At 50.0% G+C, this 16,832-nt stretch carries 13 protein-coding genes; 8 read left to right on the forward strand and 5 right to left on the reverse strand.

The annotated features are described in order from the left end of the window. Positions 1-65 precede the first annotated feature (65 nt). Positions 66-914, reverse strand: a complete 849-nt coding sequence (gene aroF / locus ACN4EK_RS19020) for a 3-deoxy-7-phosphoheptulonate synthase (RefSeq protein WP_431659718.1) — start codon at positions 912-914, stop codon at positions 66-68. A gap of 1,098 nt (positions 915-2,012) precedes the next feature. On the opposite strand from aroF, the gene ACN4EK_RS19025 reads away from it, so the two are divergent. Next, positions 2,013-2,231 (forward strand): hypothetical protein, encoded by a 219-nt coding sequence (locus ACN4EK_RS19025; RefSeq protein WP_431659719.1) that lies wholly within the window; start codon positions 2,013-2,015, stop codon positions 2,229-2,231. A 184-nt stretch (positions 2,232-2,415) separates the two neighbouring features. Here the strand turns inward: ACN4EK_RS19025 and petA are convergent, their stop codons facing one another. Next, positions 2,416-3,399: a cytochrome f gene (gene petA / locus ACN4EK_RS19030; protein ID WP_431659721.1), complete on the reverse strand. Its 984-nt coding sequence runs from the start codon at positions 3,397-3,399 to the stop codon at positions 2,416-2,418. Between the two features lie 46 nt (positions 3,400-3,445). Beyond that, positions 3,446-3,985: a cytochrome b6-f complex iron-sulfur subunit gene (gene petC, locus ACN4EK_RS19035; RefSeq protein WP_431659723.1), complete on the reverse strand. Its 540-nt coding sequence runs from the start codon at positions 3,983-3,985 to the stop codon at positions 3,446-3,448. A 359-nt stretch (positions 3,986-4,344) separates the two neighbouring features. On the opposite strand from petC, the gene ACN4EK_RS19040 reads away from it, so the two are divergent. After that, on the forward strand, positions 4,345-4,674 hold the full coding sequence (locus ACN4EK_RS19040) for a DUF3067 family protein (RefSeq protein WP_431659724.1): 330 nt from the start codon (positions 4,345-4,347) through the stop codon (positions 4,672-4,674). Positions 4,675-4,712: 38 nt separating this feature from the next. On the opposite strand, the gene ACN4EK_RS19045 is transcribed toward ACN4EK_RS19040, so the two are convergent. Then, positions 4,713-5,795, reverse strand: coding sequence for an Npun_R2479 family HD domain-containing metalloprotein (locus ACN4EK_RS19045; RefSeq protein ID WP_431659725.1), 1,083 nt, complete (start codon positions 5,793-5,795; stop codon positions 4,713-4,715). A 552-nt stretch (positions 5,796-6,347) separates the two neighbouring features. Between ACN4EK_RS19045 and ACN4EK_RS19050 the strand changes: the two genes are divergently transcribed. The 6 genes from ACN4EK_RS19050 (at position 6,348) to ACN4EK_RS19075 (ending at position 16,423) form a co-directional block, all read left to right on the forward strand. Further along, entirely contained in the window at positions 6,348-8,270 is a 1,923-nt protein-coding gene (locus ACN4EK_RS19050; protein WP_431659727.1) for an AAA-like domain-containing protein, read from the forward strand. A 28-nt stretch (positions 8,271-8,298) separates the two neighbouring features. Next, on the forward strand, positions 8,299-11,733 hold the full coding sequence (locus ACN4EK_RS19055; protein ID WP_431659729.1) for a GAF domain-containing protein: 3,435 nt from the start codon (positions 8,299-8,301) through the stop codon (positions 11,731-11,733). Positions 11,734-11,924: 191 nt separating this feature from the next. Then, a complete protein-coding gene (gene acpP / locus ACN4EK_RS19060; protein WP_431659731.1) occupies positions 11,925-12,176 on the forward strand; it encodes an acyl carrier protein in 252 nt (83 codons plus the stop codon). A 124-nt stretch (positions 12,177-12,300) separates the two neighbouring features. Continuing rightward, positions 12,301-13,551, forward strand: coding sequence for a beta-ketoacyl-ACP synthase II (fabF, locus tag ACN4EK_RS19065; RefSeq protein ID WP_431659733.1), 1,251 nt, complete (start codon positions 12,301-12,303; stop codon positions 13,549-13,551). 213 nt (positions 13,552-13,764) lie between these two features. Further along, complete coding sequence (locus ACN4EK_RS19070; protein WP_431659734.1) at positions 13,765-15,678, forward strand: transketolase C-terminal domain-containing protein; 1,914 nt, start codon at positions 13,765-13,767, stop codon at positions 15,676-15,678. Between the two features lie 175 nt (positions 15,679-15,853). Beyond that, positions 15,854-16,423 (forward strand): GNAT family N-acetyltransferase, encoded by a 570-nt coding sequence (locus tag ACN4EK_RS19075; RefSeq protein WP_431659735.1) that lies wholly within the window; start codon positions 15,854-15,856, stop codon positions 16,421-16,423. A gap of 207 nt (positions 16,424-16,630) precedes the next feature. Here ACN4EK_RS19075 and ACN4EK_RS19080 read toward each other — a convergent pair whose 3' ends face one another. Continuing rightward, a complete protein-coding gene (locus ACN4EK_RS19080; RefSeq protein WP_431659737.1) occupies positions 16,631-16,801 on the reverse strand; it encodes a hypothetical protein in 171 nt (56 codons plus the stop codon). Positions 16,802-16,832: the final 31 nt, after the last annotated feature.

Here is a 16,832-nt window from a genome sequence, read left to right on the forward strand (position 1 = left end):
GTCGGCAGCGTCAGATGTGTATAAGAGACAGCTCCCCATCTCCCCATCTCCCCATCTCCCTCTCCCTAACACACCACCAATTCTTTAGAGCTAAGGATCTGCCGATCGATCGCTGTCGCAATAGGTTCCAGACTTTGAACTAAATCTGCCATAGCCGACAGAGATAGAGCTTGACGAGCATCGGAGACGGAACGATCGGGGTCAGGATGGCATTCAATGATCAAGCCATCAGCACCACAGGCAATCGCGGCTCTTGCCAGATCGGCAACCAATTCCCGTTTGCCAGCGGCATGGCTCGGATCAACAATCACCGGTAGATGGGTTAACTGCCTCAGGGCAACGACTGCCCCCAAGTCCAACACATTGCGAGTGTAGGAATCGAAACTGCGAATGCCCCGTTCACACAACACCACATTCGGGTTGCCGTGACTCAGAATATATTCAGCCGCCATGACAAATTCTTCGATCGTGGCCGCTAACCCTCGCTTCAATAAAATCGGTTTATGGGTACGACCTAGCGCCTTGAGTAATTCAAAATTTTGCATGTTGCGGCTACCCACTTGCAGCATATCGGCATAGGCAGCTACAGTTTCAATCTGGTCGATCGCCATCACTTCGGTCACTACGGGCAACCCAAACTGTTCCCGTACCGATGCCAGAATCCGTAAGCCATCAATCCCCGCTCCCTGGAAAGCATAGGGAGAGGTGCGCGGCTTATATACCCCCCCTCGCAGGGCAGATACAGAAACGGTCGAGAGGGATCGAGCCACTTGCTCCATTTGATCCAAACTCTCGACCGTACAGGGGCCCCCAATCACAACGATGGTTCGACCACCGATCGTCACCTGGGGAGATAACTGAATTGACGATCGATGCTGAGGATGGGATTTAAGGGTCAATTTAGCGTCCAACACTTGGGTAACTCCTGAAATTAATACAGTGCAATGGAACAAAGGAAGCAACAAAAAAGCCCGGAACTTAGAGGCTCCGGGCTTGACAAATCACGATGTGACAAACCTACCCGGAACATGCTCTGGGCCAAAACGTAAAGCTATAAAACCAACTGCCAGCGATCGTCATCATAATTACTAGACCTAGTTGACTAAAAACTAAAAAGCCGCAGACCTAATGCTGCGGCTCACCTGGAGAATGCCATGTTGAAGGACATTCACTCCAGGTGAACCGTGGTAAACCAAAAATAACCATAGTTAGGGCAGTGCAGCATGATACAACCGCTAGATTTGCAATGAAGTTAAGTTGAACCTAACAGAGAACATTTTGATTCGTCAACTACTTTATTGGGTGAATGTTAGCTCGCGACTAAACAGTTCTTTGACCAATGTATCTTGTTTAACATAAGCTCACCCTACCTATGCCAATTGCAGCAAATAGGAATATTGCCGTTAAAGCAGGTTCAAAGTGGCTGTTAATCAGTTCACTGGAAAGTCACATTCCTGATTTCCCAATTAACTAACCTCTAGCCAAATCAATACAAGTTACAAATTACACAAATTATTCATCCAATTTACTGAAATCTTTATCACCCCGGTAGAGGAGGTATGGGAATATGTAACTCATTCAGTAGATACTCAAAGTTTCCGGAACAGTAGAGGTTGTGGAGGTAAATTAAGTCATCCATCACCAACTCATGCGATCGTAGGAAGCCATTCCCCACATCAGTATGTGAAGAATAGGTGAAATCTTGCTAGTCGGGCAGAGAGTGGTTCAGTACTATTCCCTAGACCACGCCATCACTCAGCTTTGTGGGCAGAACCCTGACTTCATTTTTTGCCAGATCAATCGAATCCTGATCAAATCTGACAAACTTCACCCCTGTGATTTGACCAATTGAGTCGCCAGAATCCTTACCATGCTACCCGGCATTTTAGATAGTGGGTCAAGGATATTTTTAAGCTTGATTCAGCATAATTTCATAAAAATTCAGTATATATACTGTTCAAATTCCCTTGAAGAGAATACAATGAGGGGTATAGAGGTCCTTTTTGGCTCCCATGAGTACTTTTTCTCAGGCACTCTGCGTGATATCTGTAGTGATTGGTGTTCAAGCCATGACATCATCAGGAGTGTTGGCGTTTGAGCTAGCGGGAGCTTGGCGTTACACTTCAGTCGATCGCAGTGAACTAACCAACGCTACGCAAGAATATACTCCACCGGAACAGGGAGCAGGGTCAGGGAGCCCAAATAGTTCAACAGGGACAGGAACTCGTTAAAGTCGCTTCGGATGTTGGCGACCTGGTTGACGGATTTGCAAGGAAATTGAGGTGCAGGGTGAGTTCTGTCGCTGGCTCACCCTTTGTTTTGGCTGAAACGACTGCCCGGAGCTACATCTACCGACATAACAAAAACAGGGTAGGAACGCCCCCTACCCTGTCGTCCAATCAATGGCTAATCCAGTTAGAATTCCATTTCGGCGGCTTGGACTCGCTCAATTTGTTTCTTCTTCAGAACCAGCATGATTTGGGAAATAACCACGATCGCGAAGAATGCCAGTAGTCCAGCAATCCGGTTGGGGCTTTGCAGCACAATTTCCGCATCGACTTGACCAAAACCACCCACGTTAGGATTAACGGTTAAGGCATCGCCAGCTTTTACCTCTTGCCCCTCTGCCACCATTAGTTCTGGGCCCGGAGGAACGGTGTCAACGACAGTGCTACCATCCGCCGTTTGAATGGTGACTTCATAACCACCATCTTCTGGCTTAGTGATCTGGCTGATTTGACCGGCCGCAGAGGCGTTGAAGACAGCGTTATTGCTCTTTTCACCATTGGGGTAAACCTGACCGCGACCCCGGTTGCCACCGACATGGACAGAATACTTACCAAAGTGAATGGATTTATCCTGGTTCGGATCGGGGGAGAGAATCGGGAACACAATTTCCTGGTACTGCTCACCGGGCAGTGGACCAACAACGATGATATTTTCTTGATCTTCGCTATAGGGCTGGTAATAAAGGTCTTGCACCTTTTCTTGTAATTCCTCAGGAATCCGATCTTCTGGTGCCAGTTTGAAGCCTTCCGGCAGCATCACAACAGCACCAACATTTAACGGTCCTTTCTCACCATTGCCCACAACTTGCTGAACGCTGGTATCGTAGGGAATTTTCACCACCGCTTCAAAAACCGTATCAGGCAGAACGGCTTGAGGCACTTCAACTTCGGTGGGTTTAGCTGCCAGGTGGCAGTTCGCGCAAACAATCCGTCCGGTTGCTTCCCGAGGATTTTTGTAAGCCTGTTGAGCAAAAACCGGATAAGCCGCCGCAGCTTGGGGGAAGGCAAAGTTTCCCGCTAGAAAAACGGTGATTGCCACGATCGCCATTAACGCAGGCTTAAACGCGATCGCCGGACGGCGGAATAGCAGGGATAAAGAAAAATTTCTCATTTGGGTGCAGTGTCTCAGTAGCCAATTAGGATCAGCGAATCGGCGCTTATGCCCACCAGGGATCTTCGCCGGTACGGAAGTCAGTTTCAGTCCAGTTCGTAAAGTTCACCTTGTCGTCGGCAATGGTGGCATGAACCAGTGCCAGAGACAGAGGAGCCGGACCCCGCACAACCTTTCCTTCGCTGTTGTACTGGGAGCCGTGGCAAGGACACATAAATTTGTTCTCAGCCGCATTCCAGGGCACGACACAGCCCAGGTGGGTACAAACCGCGTTAATGCCAAAGTCAGCGATCGATTTGTCCTCTTTGACCACAATGTACGTGGGGTCCCCTTTCAGCCCTTGAGCTAACACATGATCTCCCGCGTTATGGCTTGCCAGGAAATCGCTCACGAGGACATCATTTCCCAACGCATCTTTGGCAGTCACACCGCCACCAGCACCACCAGAAGAGGGAGGAATGAAATACTTGACTACGGGATACAGGGCTCCGAGGGCTGTCCCCGTAATGGCACCGAAGGTGAGTAAGTTCATGAATTGGCGACGACCCATATCAGGTACGTCGGAGGATCCAGAAAGTTGAGTCATGACTAGGTCTAGGTTCTCTTATGAAGGAGTCTTAGCAAGCACTGGGCAATCGCTCACGATCGTGAGCATGGAATTAAGGCGGCTTAATCCCACAGGTCACCATCTGTTAGATTAAGGCTCGATCGCAATTCCACCAAGGCAGGTCGCTATGCGAATCGCAAGAACCGCAACAATTTCCTATGGATGCCGTTTGTAGCTTCTATACGGTAAATTATTACATTTCGTGTCGCTAGAAATCATAGCTAAGTCCGGATCCCTAAAAGTGATACGAAATATTAAGAGATGGATCCTGCCTGGAGTAGTCCCAATCTGGCACGATGGCGATCGTCTGAAACCGTTATGCTGAATTGTGCAAGCAAGTGGCTAGCCCTGTTATGACCGGACAAGAGTTACGCCAGATCATTCTGAATAAATGGGGTTACTCCTATGACCTGCAACTACGCCGCATTCAGCGGAAGGTGTTTGTATTGGTGATGTGGAAGTATCTGGAACAGGTATCTTTTCCGATGACAGAAGCGGAATATTTGGCGCATTTAGATGCCATTGCTAGCTACTTAGTGGCTTGGGACAGTACGGAAACGGTACGCCGATATATTGAACAAACCCGCGATCGTCCCCGGTTAGGCAAAGCCGTCAGTATTCCTCTAGAGTTGGGCGAACGAGCTTCGGAATGGATTTTAGATGATTAAGGTGAGGGCGCAGCATCTATCCCCCGCCCCAACCAACCTTATAGCTGTTTAGGAACAAAGTAGGGCATGCCGAGCGGACGATCGCCAGGGGACAGTGGTCTACCCGGTGCATCTGCCCACACTCCTAACGGATTAGAGGTTGTTTCTGTATCAAACTCCCCCCAGAACAAGCGTGGAGACGTAGGTTGGTCGGTGGGAATACCAAAACTCGTAGATGTGGCTGGAGACACATCCAAGCGAGAGTCCTCCAGCACCGGATTGGCATGAGCCGTCTCGACGGATGCCGCCTTTTGTTCCCGTTCGACCTGCACTACGTTAGCGTAGAGGTTTGCCAGAATATGTCTGCCTTGACGAGTCATGCCCAGGTAACGAATGCCATCCACCAGATAGGGACTGACGACATGGCGAAAGAACTTGGGATAGCTAGCCCGCAAGTCGGCAGGATGGTTGTAACCCAGCGCTTGAGTCGTTCCCACTTCCTCGAATTCATAAAACAGGGCAGGAAGTTTGTCCAGATAGCGCGGATCACTTAACTGACCAATTAAGTCAGCCGCCCGCGCCAGTCCGGCATAATTCCCCATCTGGCGATATTCCGGTGCATCGGGAACGGGGAAGCGGGTTAGTTCAATTTGCTGGACGATCGCAGCCACATCAATCAAGGGATGGTGACTGAAGTTTTCCAGCACAAACCGTTTGCTGCGATCGACGTGGTAAGGGGTCAGGCTGGCATCGGTTGTCCCCGGAGACAGGATAATGACAGCATCATCCACACCAGTAGCAAAGATCCGTTCCGCCGGACAGTCTTGCTGACATACCCCTTTGACATAACCGATGTCATGGCACAGAAGCGCAATCATAAACGTTAGCCATTCATGGCAGGTGACATCACCTTCCCGCCGTTGCTTGCCCCGGAGAATTTCCTGCCCCACTTCGGCTACCAAAATGGTGTGTTCTACGTTGTGGTAAAGCGCATCACTGGTGGCGATTGCCTCTAAGGCGGTGGTCGCTACCCACTCAATTAAGTCAGCATATTCCGGTTTTTGAACACTGTAAATCTGGCGATAGCCCGCCTGCAAAGACTCGGCACAGCGACGAATTATAAATTCAGTGGGGGTATACATAATAGTTTCCTCTAGCCAATCGAAGCACAGTTGAAGCGTTTGCTGCTGGGAGCATCATTTTTAGCAACCGTTCATACTCTTAGCTTCGCGAAAATTTGATTAAACGAGAACCAGAAAAGCTCATGAGATTCACGTTATTTATTGTGATCTCGATCAATTAAGCCTGTGATCTAAAAACCTCATAAAAACTCATCTTCTTATAATTAATTCATAGCTCAGAAAACCTCATCAAAACTACGAAAGATCTACTGATTAATTATATCTACATCCTTAGTATGAGATAATCAGGAGGCTTTTATTTATATCGATCGAGATATGTGATCTAGATCAGAAATGAGTTACTTCAACTTTTTTATAATTAAGGCAGAATAAAGCTTGAAAAGCAGGACTCTCATTGATCGTTTGTCATTACATAACACTCCCATCTCAATAAAAACTAACCAATGAACCATACTTAGATTAAGTTATTTACTTAACCTTTTACCGATTTAATGGTCAATCTATTGCAGCCTTATTTTCATCCTGAGAACCGAGGGTTAATTCTGAACTGTTATGGACGTTAGGGAAGCTTTAGAACTTGCCGATCGCTTAATCTATCAACATACTGGCAAGCGACTGAATGATTTAGAACGAGAAGTATTTATCGGTTCTTGGGCAGGACGCACTTATGATGAGATCTATCCTTTAAATCCAGAGTATGTCGAGAAGTCTGTAGGATATAAACTTTGGCAAAAGTTATCGACTGTCTGTGGAGAGAAAGTTACTAAAAAAAAATTTCGGGGTGCCTTAGAACGAGCAGCCCAACGGCAGGCTGACAACAGTATTAATCTTCTATCAGAACAATTCTTATCTGTTCCAGCCCCCATTGATTCCCCCCAACAAATCTTTATTAGCTATCGCCACCAGGAGCCCGATCGCACCTTAGCCAACCAGTTGTCTCAAGCCATTACGGCTGCCGGCCATCAAGCCATCATTACTGTCCCTGATGACTTTTTCAGTGAGCCAGTTCCGATCGATCGCTGGTTAACCCAGATCTACGCCCACTTGCAGCAGTGTGACTATTTTTTACTACTCCTGTCACCCCAAGCGGCAGTCAGCGAAATGGTAATCGAAGAATTACGCCAGGTCACACTTTTACAAGCGATCAGCCCCAACCGTCGCCCGATCGTCCTGCCGATTCGCCTGGGCTACCTACCCGACGATCGCCTCAACCATGATCTACGCAACTACCTCCAGGACATTCGTTCCCTCACCTGGTCTTCTAACCGTGACACCATTCCAGTTGTGCAAACCGTGTTGGCTTGTGTCAGTGGGCAGGAAAGGTGGGGAGGTGGGGAAAGTGGGGAAGATAGGGAAGGTGAGGAGGATAGGGAAGGTCAGGCAGTAGTTTCCTTATCTCTCTCATCTCCCCCATCTCCTCCACCTGCCCCCACCCCTGTCGCCGATCCGGAACTGCCTCAGGGACAAGTCCGGTTAGATTCTGCCTTTTACGTCGAGCGATCGCCCTATGAAGCCCAGTGTTATCGGGAGATCTTGCAGCCGGGAACCTTGATTCGGATTAAAGCCCCCCGGCAAATGGGCAAGACATCCCTCATGTCCAGAATTTTGCAGCAGGCGAGAGAACAGGGTTATGCCACAGTGCCATTGAGCTTTCAACATGCTGATGCTGGGGTATTTGCCAACTTGAATCAATTTCTGCAATGGTTTTGTAGTCGGGTAGCTCGCAAGCTGCGATCGCCCCATGCGGTAGATGAATACTGGTCGGATACCTTTGGCAGTAAGGACAACTGCACCGCTTACTTTGAAGATTGTTTGCTATCAGAAATCAATACGCCATTGGTGTTGGGATTGGATGAAGTTGATCGGATTTTTCAGTACCCGACGATCGCAGATGACTTCTTCGGCTTACTGCGAGCCTGGTACGAGGAAGCAGGCTATGGCGATAGTGGCAGTGGTTTATGGGAAAAGCTGCGGTTGGTGATTGTCCATTCCACGGAGGTTTATATTCCCCTGGATGTGAATCAGTCCCCGTTTAATGTGGGGTTGCCGATCGAACTCTCAGAATTCAGTCCAGAACAGGTATTGGATCTGGCAGAACGGCATGGGTTGAACTGGCAGCGATCGCAAATTGAGCAATTGATGCGGATTGTCGGCGGCCATCCCTATCTGATCCGATTAGCGTTCTATCACCTGGCACAACAGCACCTTACCCTGGCAGAATTACTCACCACGGCTCCCACGGAAGCGGGGATTTACGGCGATCATTTGCGCCGCCACCTGTGGAATTTGCAACAACATCCAAAATTGTCAACCGCCCTGAGTTGGGTAGTAGCTGCCAATGAGCCGATCGAGTTAGAGTCGGTTCTAGCCTTTAAGCTCCATAGTCTCGGGTTAGTGCAGCTTCATGGCAATCGGGTGACATCACGGTTTGAATTGTATCGGCAATATTTCAGTCAACGGTTAGCCCAACGCTAACAGCCCCCATCTACCCCTACGAGTTCCGATGGTCAGCTCTCACCCTGCAACATATACCTATAAAGTCGGCGGTCACCTATCCCTGGATGCCCCCAGTTACGTGGTACGACAAGCTGATCGCGACCTTTATGAAGGCGTGAAGGCAGGAGAATTTTGCTACGTCCTCAACTCACGGCAAATGGGCAAAACCAGCCTGCGGGTACGCACGATGCACCACTTGCAGGCAGAGGGCATGATTGGAGCCGCGATCGATCTGAACAAGATTGGCAGCCAGGAAATCACTGCCGATCAGTGGTATGCCGGACTGATGCGCCGACTTGTCACCAGTTTTAACCTAAAGCTGGATCTAAAAAGCTGGTTGCGCGATCGCGAGTATCTCCCCCCGGTTCAACGGTTGAGTGAGTTCATTGAGCAAGTGTTACTGGAGTCCGTTCCCGAGAAAATCGTCATTTTCATTGATGAAATTGATAGCGTTCTCAGCCTGAATTTTCGGACTGAAGATTTCTTTGCCTTCATCCGAGCCTGTAATGAATACGATCGCCTGACTTTTGCCTTGCTGGGAGTCGCTACGCCTTCGGATCTGATTCAGGACAAAAACCGAACTCCGTTTAATATCGGTCGGGCGATCGAACTGAATGGATTTCAGCGATCGGAAGTGCAGCCGCTGGTCGATGGCTTAGCGCCGATTGTGACTAATCCTGAGGCGGTGCTGGATGCGGTTCTAGATTGGACGGGGGGACAGCCATTTTTAACCCAGAAGATTTGTAAGCTAATTGCCACCTCGGAGGACACCATTCCTACGGGTCAAGAAGCCGCTTGGGTCGAACAATTAGTGCGATCGCATTTGATCATTAACTGGGAAGCTACCGACGAACCGCCGCATTTGAAGGCAATCCGCGATCGGCTGGTACGAATTGGGCAACGCGGACGCGGCCTATTGGATCTATATCAGCAGATTTTATGGCAAGGCGAAGTTCCCGCGACCGACAATCCGGAGCAAATGGAATTGCGGCTGACTGGGTTAGTGGTGAAGCGATCGGGCAAGCTCACCTGCTACAACCGCATCTACGCCAATGTATTTAACCAAAGCTGGATCATCAAATCGCTGGCAGAGTTGCAAGCCGACTTTATGCAACTGGTGGTCAGCCAGGAACAAAAGCTGCTCTCCATGCTGAATGTGATGGAGGGACGAGATTTTGCCGATATTCTCTACCAAATTCTCGGCTCGATCACCGTCCGCATGGGAGAGCTACTGCATGTCGATCGCACCACAATTTTTTTCATTGACGACGAAAAGAATGATATCTGGTCAATCATTGCCCACCGGGATAGGGGCGGCTATCCAGAAATTCAGATCATTACCAACAAAACCAACGAAGGTCAGGTCACGAATATTCGCAAGCTTGTCGATGGCTCGTTTGGCTCAGACCTACCGACTGCCCAGTCGGAAACGGACTATCAGATCTATAACGAACTGGTACTTCCCCTCGTTAACGAACAGCAAAAGATTGTCGCGGTTGTCCAACTGGCGAATAAATTACGCCGGGTCTATGCTCCGGGGGAACCCTTAGCCCATCGCATTCATCCCCAGGGCTTTACGGAAGCTAATCGGCAGCAACTGGAAGAATATGTCCCGGCAATTCTCCGGATTCTGTTGCGGTGTCAGGATTGCTACAAACTCACCCAACGGTTACAAGCCTCGGAGGCGTTAGCAGAAGCCACCCGATCGGTGTCTCAAAGTAGCCTCGATTCCGAGGAAATCATTGGGCGAGTGATGGAGGCAGCCAAGAAACTGATGAACGCCGATCGTTCCACGCTGTGGCTTCTCGACCATGACACCCAGGAATTATGGACGAGGATTGTGTTTGAGGATGGTTCCGATCGGGAACTCCGCGTTCAGGTGGGACAAGGCTTTGCGGGTAAAGTGGCGGCTACCCGTGAACCGTTAAATATTCCGTTTGATCTCTACGAGCATCCCGACTCCGAAACCGCCCAGAACACTGACCAAAAAACCGGCTACCGCACCTGTAGCTTACTGTGTATGCCCGTTTGGAGTCCGGATGGGGAACTGTTAGGGGTGACTCAGTTAGTCAACAAACGTCGCCAGGGAGAATTTCCTGACTACGATCCGAGCAACTGGCCGCAAGCCCCGGAGTGTTTTCAAGCCAGCTTCGATCGCAATAGTCAGAAGTATATGCAGATTTTTAATGCTCAGGTGGGAGTCGCGCTGCACAATGCCCATCAGTATGCTGCCGTCAAACGCCAGGTGGAAAATAGTCCCCAAAATGTGGTGATGCAAACCCTGTCCATGCTGAATCAAGTCATGGATAACCAGGGATTTGACGATATTTTGGACACAACGCTGCGATCGATCACTCTAAAGATTGGTAAGTCGCTCTGTGCTGATCGCACCACCATCTTTCTGTTAGACGAGGAGCGCAATGAACTCTGGTCAATCATTGCCGAGGCAGAGGGCAGCGATCGCTCCCTGGAAATCCGGATTCCGGCGGATAAAGGCATCGTCGGCGAAGTGGCTCGCACCAAACAGGTGATCAATATTCCCTACGACTTTTACGCCGATCCGCGATCGGAAACCGCCAAACTGCAAGACAAACGCAACAACTACCGCACCTACACCATGCTGGCAATGCCGATGCTGAATGAGCATGGTCAATTAATTGCGGTGATCCAATTACTCAACAAACTCAAGCCCGGTGCAGACAGTCAGACTTCCCTGGCCGAAAAAGTGGATCAACGGGGATTTACTACTAAAGATCAACAACAGTTCGCGGCCAGCGCTCCCTTAATCCAAATGATTCTGGAAAGCTTCTGCTCCTACCATAAGACCGCTAGAGGTCAGCGAGTCGCCGCCGCATTAATGGCAGCCACCCGATCGGTGAGTCAGAGTAGCCTGGAACCGGAAGATATTCTGTACCGGGTGATGGCAGCCGCCAAGGAATTGATGAACGCCGATCGCAGCACCCTATGGCTCGTCGATCATTTAACCGACGAATTATGGACAAAAATTCCGTTTGAAGATGGCAGCTTACGGGAACTACGAGTCAAAATCGGGCAGGGCTATGCCGGTCGAGTCGCCGCCACGGGAGAATCCCTCAATATCCCGTTCGATTTATATAATCATCCCGATTCCACCACAGCCCGCCACACCGATGAAAAAAGTGGCTATCGTACCTGTAGTCTGCTCTGTACACCTGTATTGAATCCGGATGGGGAACTGATTGGGGTCACCCAGTTAGTCAACAAAAAAATACCGGGGGACGAGTCCGATGCCAAGCCAATCTTTGGGCAAGAGATTCCCGAGTGCTTCCAGACCAGCTTTGATGACAGTGATCAGAAATACATGCAAATTTTTAACAACCAGGCTGGGGTAATTTTGCAAAATGCCCAGTTGCTCGCTGCTGTGAAGCGCCAGGAACAATCGTTGCGGGAACTGATCGACTGATCGAGTTCCACTTGAGAAACCGCCTCTCACTGACTCGGGCGATCGCGCTTTCAGATAAGATGAGAAAATGCTCGAAATCAGATCACTCTGGTAACGAGATCATTTTCAACTCATGAGCCGGGCAAACCAAACGATAGCGCGATCGTTCTGGCTTGAACCCATAGTCATCGCATTCAACAAGGGACGACCATATGAGCGACACAGGCATTTTCGAGAAAGTACAAAAGATTGTAGCGGAACAGTTGGGCGTGGATGCGAGCGAAGTAACTCCGCAAGCCAGTTTTGCCAACGACCTGGGAGCAGATTCCCTGGATACTGTAGAACTTGTGATGGCGCTGGAAGAAGAATTTGATATCGAAATTCCGGATGAAGCGGCGGAAGAAATTGCCACCGTTCAAGCAGCGGTTGACTACATCAACAATCAACTGAAAGCCTCTGCCTAACCGCACCTTTCAGTCTTTATGTGAGTTATGAGTTCAAACAGCGGCGGTTCGCGGCTAACTCATAACTCCCTCCTTAACCCTTATTCTATTGTGGGCACTGACCCCTCAAACGTTGACGGAAACCATGACACAGGCTGATCTTAAGCGCGTTGTCGTTACAGGGCTGGGCGCGATTACCCCAATTGGCAACACCCTCTCTGAGTATTGGGACGGGTTAATGAGTGGGCGCAACGGCATTGCCCCCATTACCTTGTTTGATGCCTCTCGGCACGACTGTCGGATAGCCGGTGAGGTCAAAGGCTTCGATCCCCTAAAATACCTGGATCGCAAGGAAGCCAAGCGCATGGATCGCTTTGCTCAGTTTGCCGTAGCAGCGAGTAAACAGGCCTTGGCAGATGCCCAATTGGTGATTAATGACCTGAATGCGGAACAGGTGGGAGTCCTGATTGGGACGGGTATCGGTGGTCTCAAAGTCCTGGAAGACCAACAAGAGATTTATTTGACCAAAGGCCCCGATCGCTGTAGTCCGTTCATGATTCCGATGATGATTGCCAATATGGCCGCCGGACTCACCGCCATTCACACGGGAGCAAAAGGACCGAATTCCTGCTCCGTCACTGCCTGTGCGGCAGGCTCCAATGCGATCGGGGATGCCTTTCGGTTTGTCCAACGGGGCTATGCCCAGGCCATGATTTGTGGGGGGACGGAAGCCGCCGTTACACCTCTATCCGTTGCTGGGTTTGCGGCGGCGCGGGCCCTGTCTACCCGGAACGATGATCCCGCTACGGCCTGTCGTCCATTTGATCAAGGTCGGGATGGCTTTGTCATGGGTGAAGGGGTTGGTATCCTGATTCTGGAAGAACTGGAACATGCCCTCAGCCGGGGTGCCCGAATTTATGGCGAAATCGTCGGCTATGGCATGACCTGTGATGCTTACCACATGACATCTCCAGTGCCCGGTGGTGAAGGGGCAGCGAGAGCGATTTCCCTGGCATTAAAGGATGCCAATCTGACTCCGGATCAAGTCAGTTACATTAATGCCCACGGCACGAGTACGCCTGCAAACGATTCCAACGAAACCGCCGCGATTAAAACGGCATTGGGTGAACACGCCTATAAAATCGCGATTAGTTCTACCAAATCCATGACCGGGCATTTGCTCGGTGGTTCCGGTGGGATTGAAGCGGTGGCAACCGTCATGGCGATCGCGAACGATCGTGTCCCCCCCACCATCAACCTGCATAACCCGGATCCAGCCTGTGATTTGGATTATGTGCCGCATCAGAGCCGGGAACAGACCGTGGACGTTGCCCTGTCTAACTCGTTTGGCTTTGGCGGTCATAACGTGACGCTGGCATTTAAGAAATATCGGTAGTAGACCCTCTTGCCGAATCTGAATGATGGTAAGCTAATAGGTGTTTATGCTCATGTTGCTATTGACGTGAGAAATTTTTCATGGCGTGACGATTGGTAGGCAATGCCAGAAAGATTTCTCTACTTGGGATCTCTGGCTCCTACTCTGAAGAGTTTCACGTTATTCCCTTGGTGTCAGTTTTCCCAACCTCGCCCTAATCAGGACTAATCACCCATGACGACTACGACCACTCGCTTCCCGATCGATTTATCTGCCTACAAACCCATCGCCTTAGATCCCACGAAACCTACGCTCACCAATGATGAGCGCGAAGCCCTCAAAGCGAATATTCAGCTCTGCCGGGATGCGATCATCTTCTTCACGGCAACGGGAGCAGCGAGAGGCGTGGGTGGTCATACGGGTGGTCCCTACGACACGGTGCCCGAGGTGATGATCCTGGATGCCCTATTCCGGGGAGCCGCCGAGAAATTTGTCCCCATCTTCTTTGATGAAGCTGGACACCGGGTGGGGACTCAGTATTTGATGGCAACTCTACATGGGGAACTGCCTGCCGAACAACTGATGCGCTACCGGGAAGCAGGGTCTAAGTTGCCGGGACACCCCGAATTAGGTTTAACGCCAGGGGTGAAATTTAGTTCCGGTCGGTTGGGACACATGTGGCCCTATGTTAACGGAGTTGCACTAGCCAATCCTGGCAAGGCTGTGTTCTGTCTGGGTTCCGATGGTTCGCAGCAGGAAGGGGATGATGCGGAAGCCGCTCGGTTAGCCGTCGCCCAACACCTGAACGTCAAACTGATTATTGATGATAATGATGTGACGATCGCTGGACATCCTTCTAAGTATCTGCCTGGATTTAGTGTGGCTAAAACTCTGACTGGACATGGCGTGAAGGTGTTGGAAGGCGATGGCGAAGATCTGGATGGGCTGTATAGCCGGATCTACGAAGCAATCAATACTCCCGGCCCCGTGGCGGTGATTAACAAGCGCCCCATGTGTCCTGGAATTGAGGGGCTGGAAGGGTCTAACCACGGGCATGATGTGATTTCGGTCAAACTGGCGATCGCCTACCTGGAACAACGGGGTTTAACCGATGCGGTCAATTACCTGAAAGCGATCGAAACGCCTAAGCAAACCTATACCTTCCTGGGTGTTAGCGACAAATGGGATTCTAACCGCAACGTGTTTGGTGATGCGGTGGTCGGCATTCTCGGTCGGATGAGCGAAGCAGAACGTAAAGCCAACGTCGTCGTGATTGATAGTGACCTGGAAGGCTCCTGCGGTCTGAAGAAGATTCACGATGCCCATCCCGAAGTCTTCATTCCCTCCGGCATTATGGAGCGGGGTAATATTTCCGCTGCTGCCGGATTCGGGATGGAAAAAGGTAAGCAAGGGATTTTTGCCACCTTTGCCGCCTTCCTGGAAATGTGTATTTCCGAAATTACGATGGCGCGGTTGAACTACTCCAACCTGCTGTGTCACTTCTCCCACTCTGGGATTGACGATATGGCAGACAACACCTGCCACTTTGGCATCAACAACTTCTTCGCAGATAACGGGTTGGATGACGGCTACGACACCAAGCTATACTTCCCAGCCGATGCCCATCAAATGAGAGCCTGTGTAGAAGCGGTGTTCTCCGATCCCGGTCTGCGGTTTATCTTCTCCACCCGCTCCAAAACCCCGATGATTCTGGGAACCGATGGCAAAGACCTGTATGGGGAAGGCTATACCTTTGTGCCGGGTAAAGACGAAGTGGTGCGGGAAGGGAAAGCTGGCTATATCGTTGCCTTTGGGGATTCGCTGTATCGTGCCTTGGATGCAGTTGAACGGCTGAAGCAGGAAGGAATTGATGTAGGGTTAATCAACAAACCCACCCTGAATGTAGTCGATGAAGACACGATCGCCAAAATCGGTAAATCTCCCTTCGTGTTAGTGGTGGAAGCCTTTAACCGTAAGACTGGCTTAGGTAGTCGCTTTGGTTCCTGGTTGCTGGAGCGGGGTTTCACTCCCAAGTACGCTTACCTCGGCACCCATGAAGAGGGCTGCGGTGGGCTATGGGAACAGTATCCCCACCAGGGCATTGATCCAGACGGCATCATCAGCAAAGTGAAGCAACTGATCGGTTAATCACCGTTTACTTAACCTGAAGGCTGAGAACTAAGTTGACTCTTGGTTCTCAGCTTTTTTAGTGTTCACCGAATTTTGGGCATTCTGGTTGTAGCTCGATCGGCAGCACACGAAATTTCTGCCAGAAAATATGTAGCTGTCTAGCAATTACCCCGACTGCTGTAAGGATCTACTCGTGTCCCCATCTCCTACTGCGATCGCCATTCGTCTAGCGCGATCGGATGACATGCCCCATCTAGTCCGGCTACAAGTTGATTCCATTCAAACCCTGTGTGCCAAAGACTATACCCCAGAACAACTAGAGGCATTGATTGATAGCAAAGCCAATATTCGGGTATGGCAAGAACAAATTTTTGTGGCAGAAATGGCAGGGCAAATTGTTGGTTTTGGCGCTCTCGCCTTATCCCAACCCTCGATTAATGCTCTCTTTGTCGATCCCAATTTTGCCCGCCAAGGCATTGGGCGACAGTTATTAGCCACGTTAGAGAAAGCCGCTCTAGAGCGAAATATTCGCTGCCTCTGGGTATCCGCTTCTCTCACCGGAGTACCGTTTTACCAAGCCCAGAAATATGAACCGGTTTGTCGGGATAGTGTCTGGTTGTCCTTACGACCTGTCCCAGTGATGACGATGAAAAAAGTGCTGATCCCACCTACCCAAGCCGAAATCATCTGGACTTGGATTTGGTACTGTTTGCTGATCCTATTTGTGATTTGCGCGATCGTCCTGCCGCTAATTTCTTACTGAAGTTTAGACTAATTCAAAAAATACCCCATATTTAGGAGGGGCGAACGGCCGTTTGCCCTTACATATAGCGGAAAATTGCATTTAGTCTAAAGTCGAGTTCTTAAGCCCAGAACGATACTCCTTAATCAAAATCGGAAGGGTAAACCAAGCAGATTAGCCTGCGATCGTCACCCCTCCGATTCAGTTAATTCAAATTAATCGTTGGATCTAGTTCAAACCGAGCCACTGTAATAGACCGTGACCCGTGACATACTCGATCGCTAAGGCGAGAGCAAAGCCAATCATGGCAGCACGACCGTTCAAACGCTCAGCATACTCATTGAAACCAAACTTGGGTTCGCTTAACTTGGGGGTAACAGTAGGTTGAGGTTGAGTCATTTGTCGTCCTTCTTCAGTTACAAATCTTTAC

Source organism: Pantanalinema rosaneae CENA516 (assembly GCF_050753385.1).
GTDB lineage: Bacteria > Cyanobacteriota > Cyanobacteriia > Leptolyngbyales > Leptolyngbyaceae > Pantanalinema > Pantanalinema rosaneae.

Coding starts and splice junctions, on each gene's coding strand:
- ACN4EK_RS19025 (WP_431659719.1), top strand. CDS start 2,013: ATGAGTACTTTTTCTCAGGCACTCTGCGTGATATCTGTAGTGATTGGT.
- petA (WP_431659721.1), bottom strand. CDS start 3,399: ATGAGAAATTTTTCTTTATCCCTGCTATTCCGCCGTCCGGCGATCGCG.
- petC (WP_431659723.1), bottom strand. CDS start 3,985: ATGACTCAACTTTCTGGATCCTCCGACGTACCTGATATGGGTCGTCGC.
- ACN4EK_RS19045 (WP_431659725.1), bottom strand. CDS start 5,795: ATGTATACCCCCACTGAATTTATAATTCGTCGCTGTGCCGAGTCTTTG.
- ACN4EK_RS19050 (WP_431659727.1), top strand. CDS start 6,348: ATGGACGTTAGGGAAGCTTTAGAACTTGCCGATCGCTTAATCTATCAA.
- ACN4EK_RS19055 (WP_431659729.1), top strand. CDS start 8,299: ATGGTCAGCTCTCACCCTGCAACATATACCTATAAAGTCGGCGGTCAC.
- acpP (WP_431659731.1), top strand. CDS start 11,925: ATGAGCGACACAGGCATTTTCGAGAAAGTACAAAAGATTGTAGCGGAA.
- fabF (WP_431659733.1), top strand. CDS start 12,301: ATGACACAGGCTGATCTTAAGCGCGTTGTCGTTACAGGGCTGGGCGCG.
- ACN4EK_RS19070 (WP_431659734.1), top strand. CDS start 13,765: ATGACGACTACGACCACTCGCTTCCCGATCGATTTATCTGCCTACAAA.
- ACN4EK_RS19080 (WP_431659737.1), bottom strand. CDS start 16,801: ATGACTCAACCTCAACCTACTGTTACCCCCAAGTTAAGCGAACCCAAG.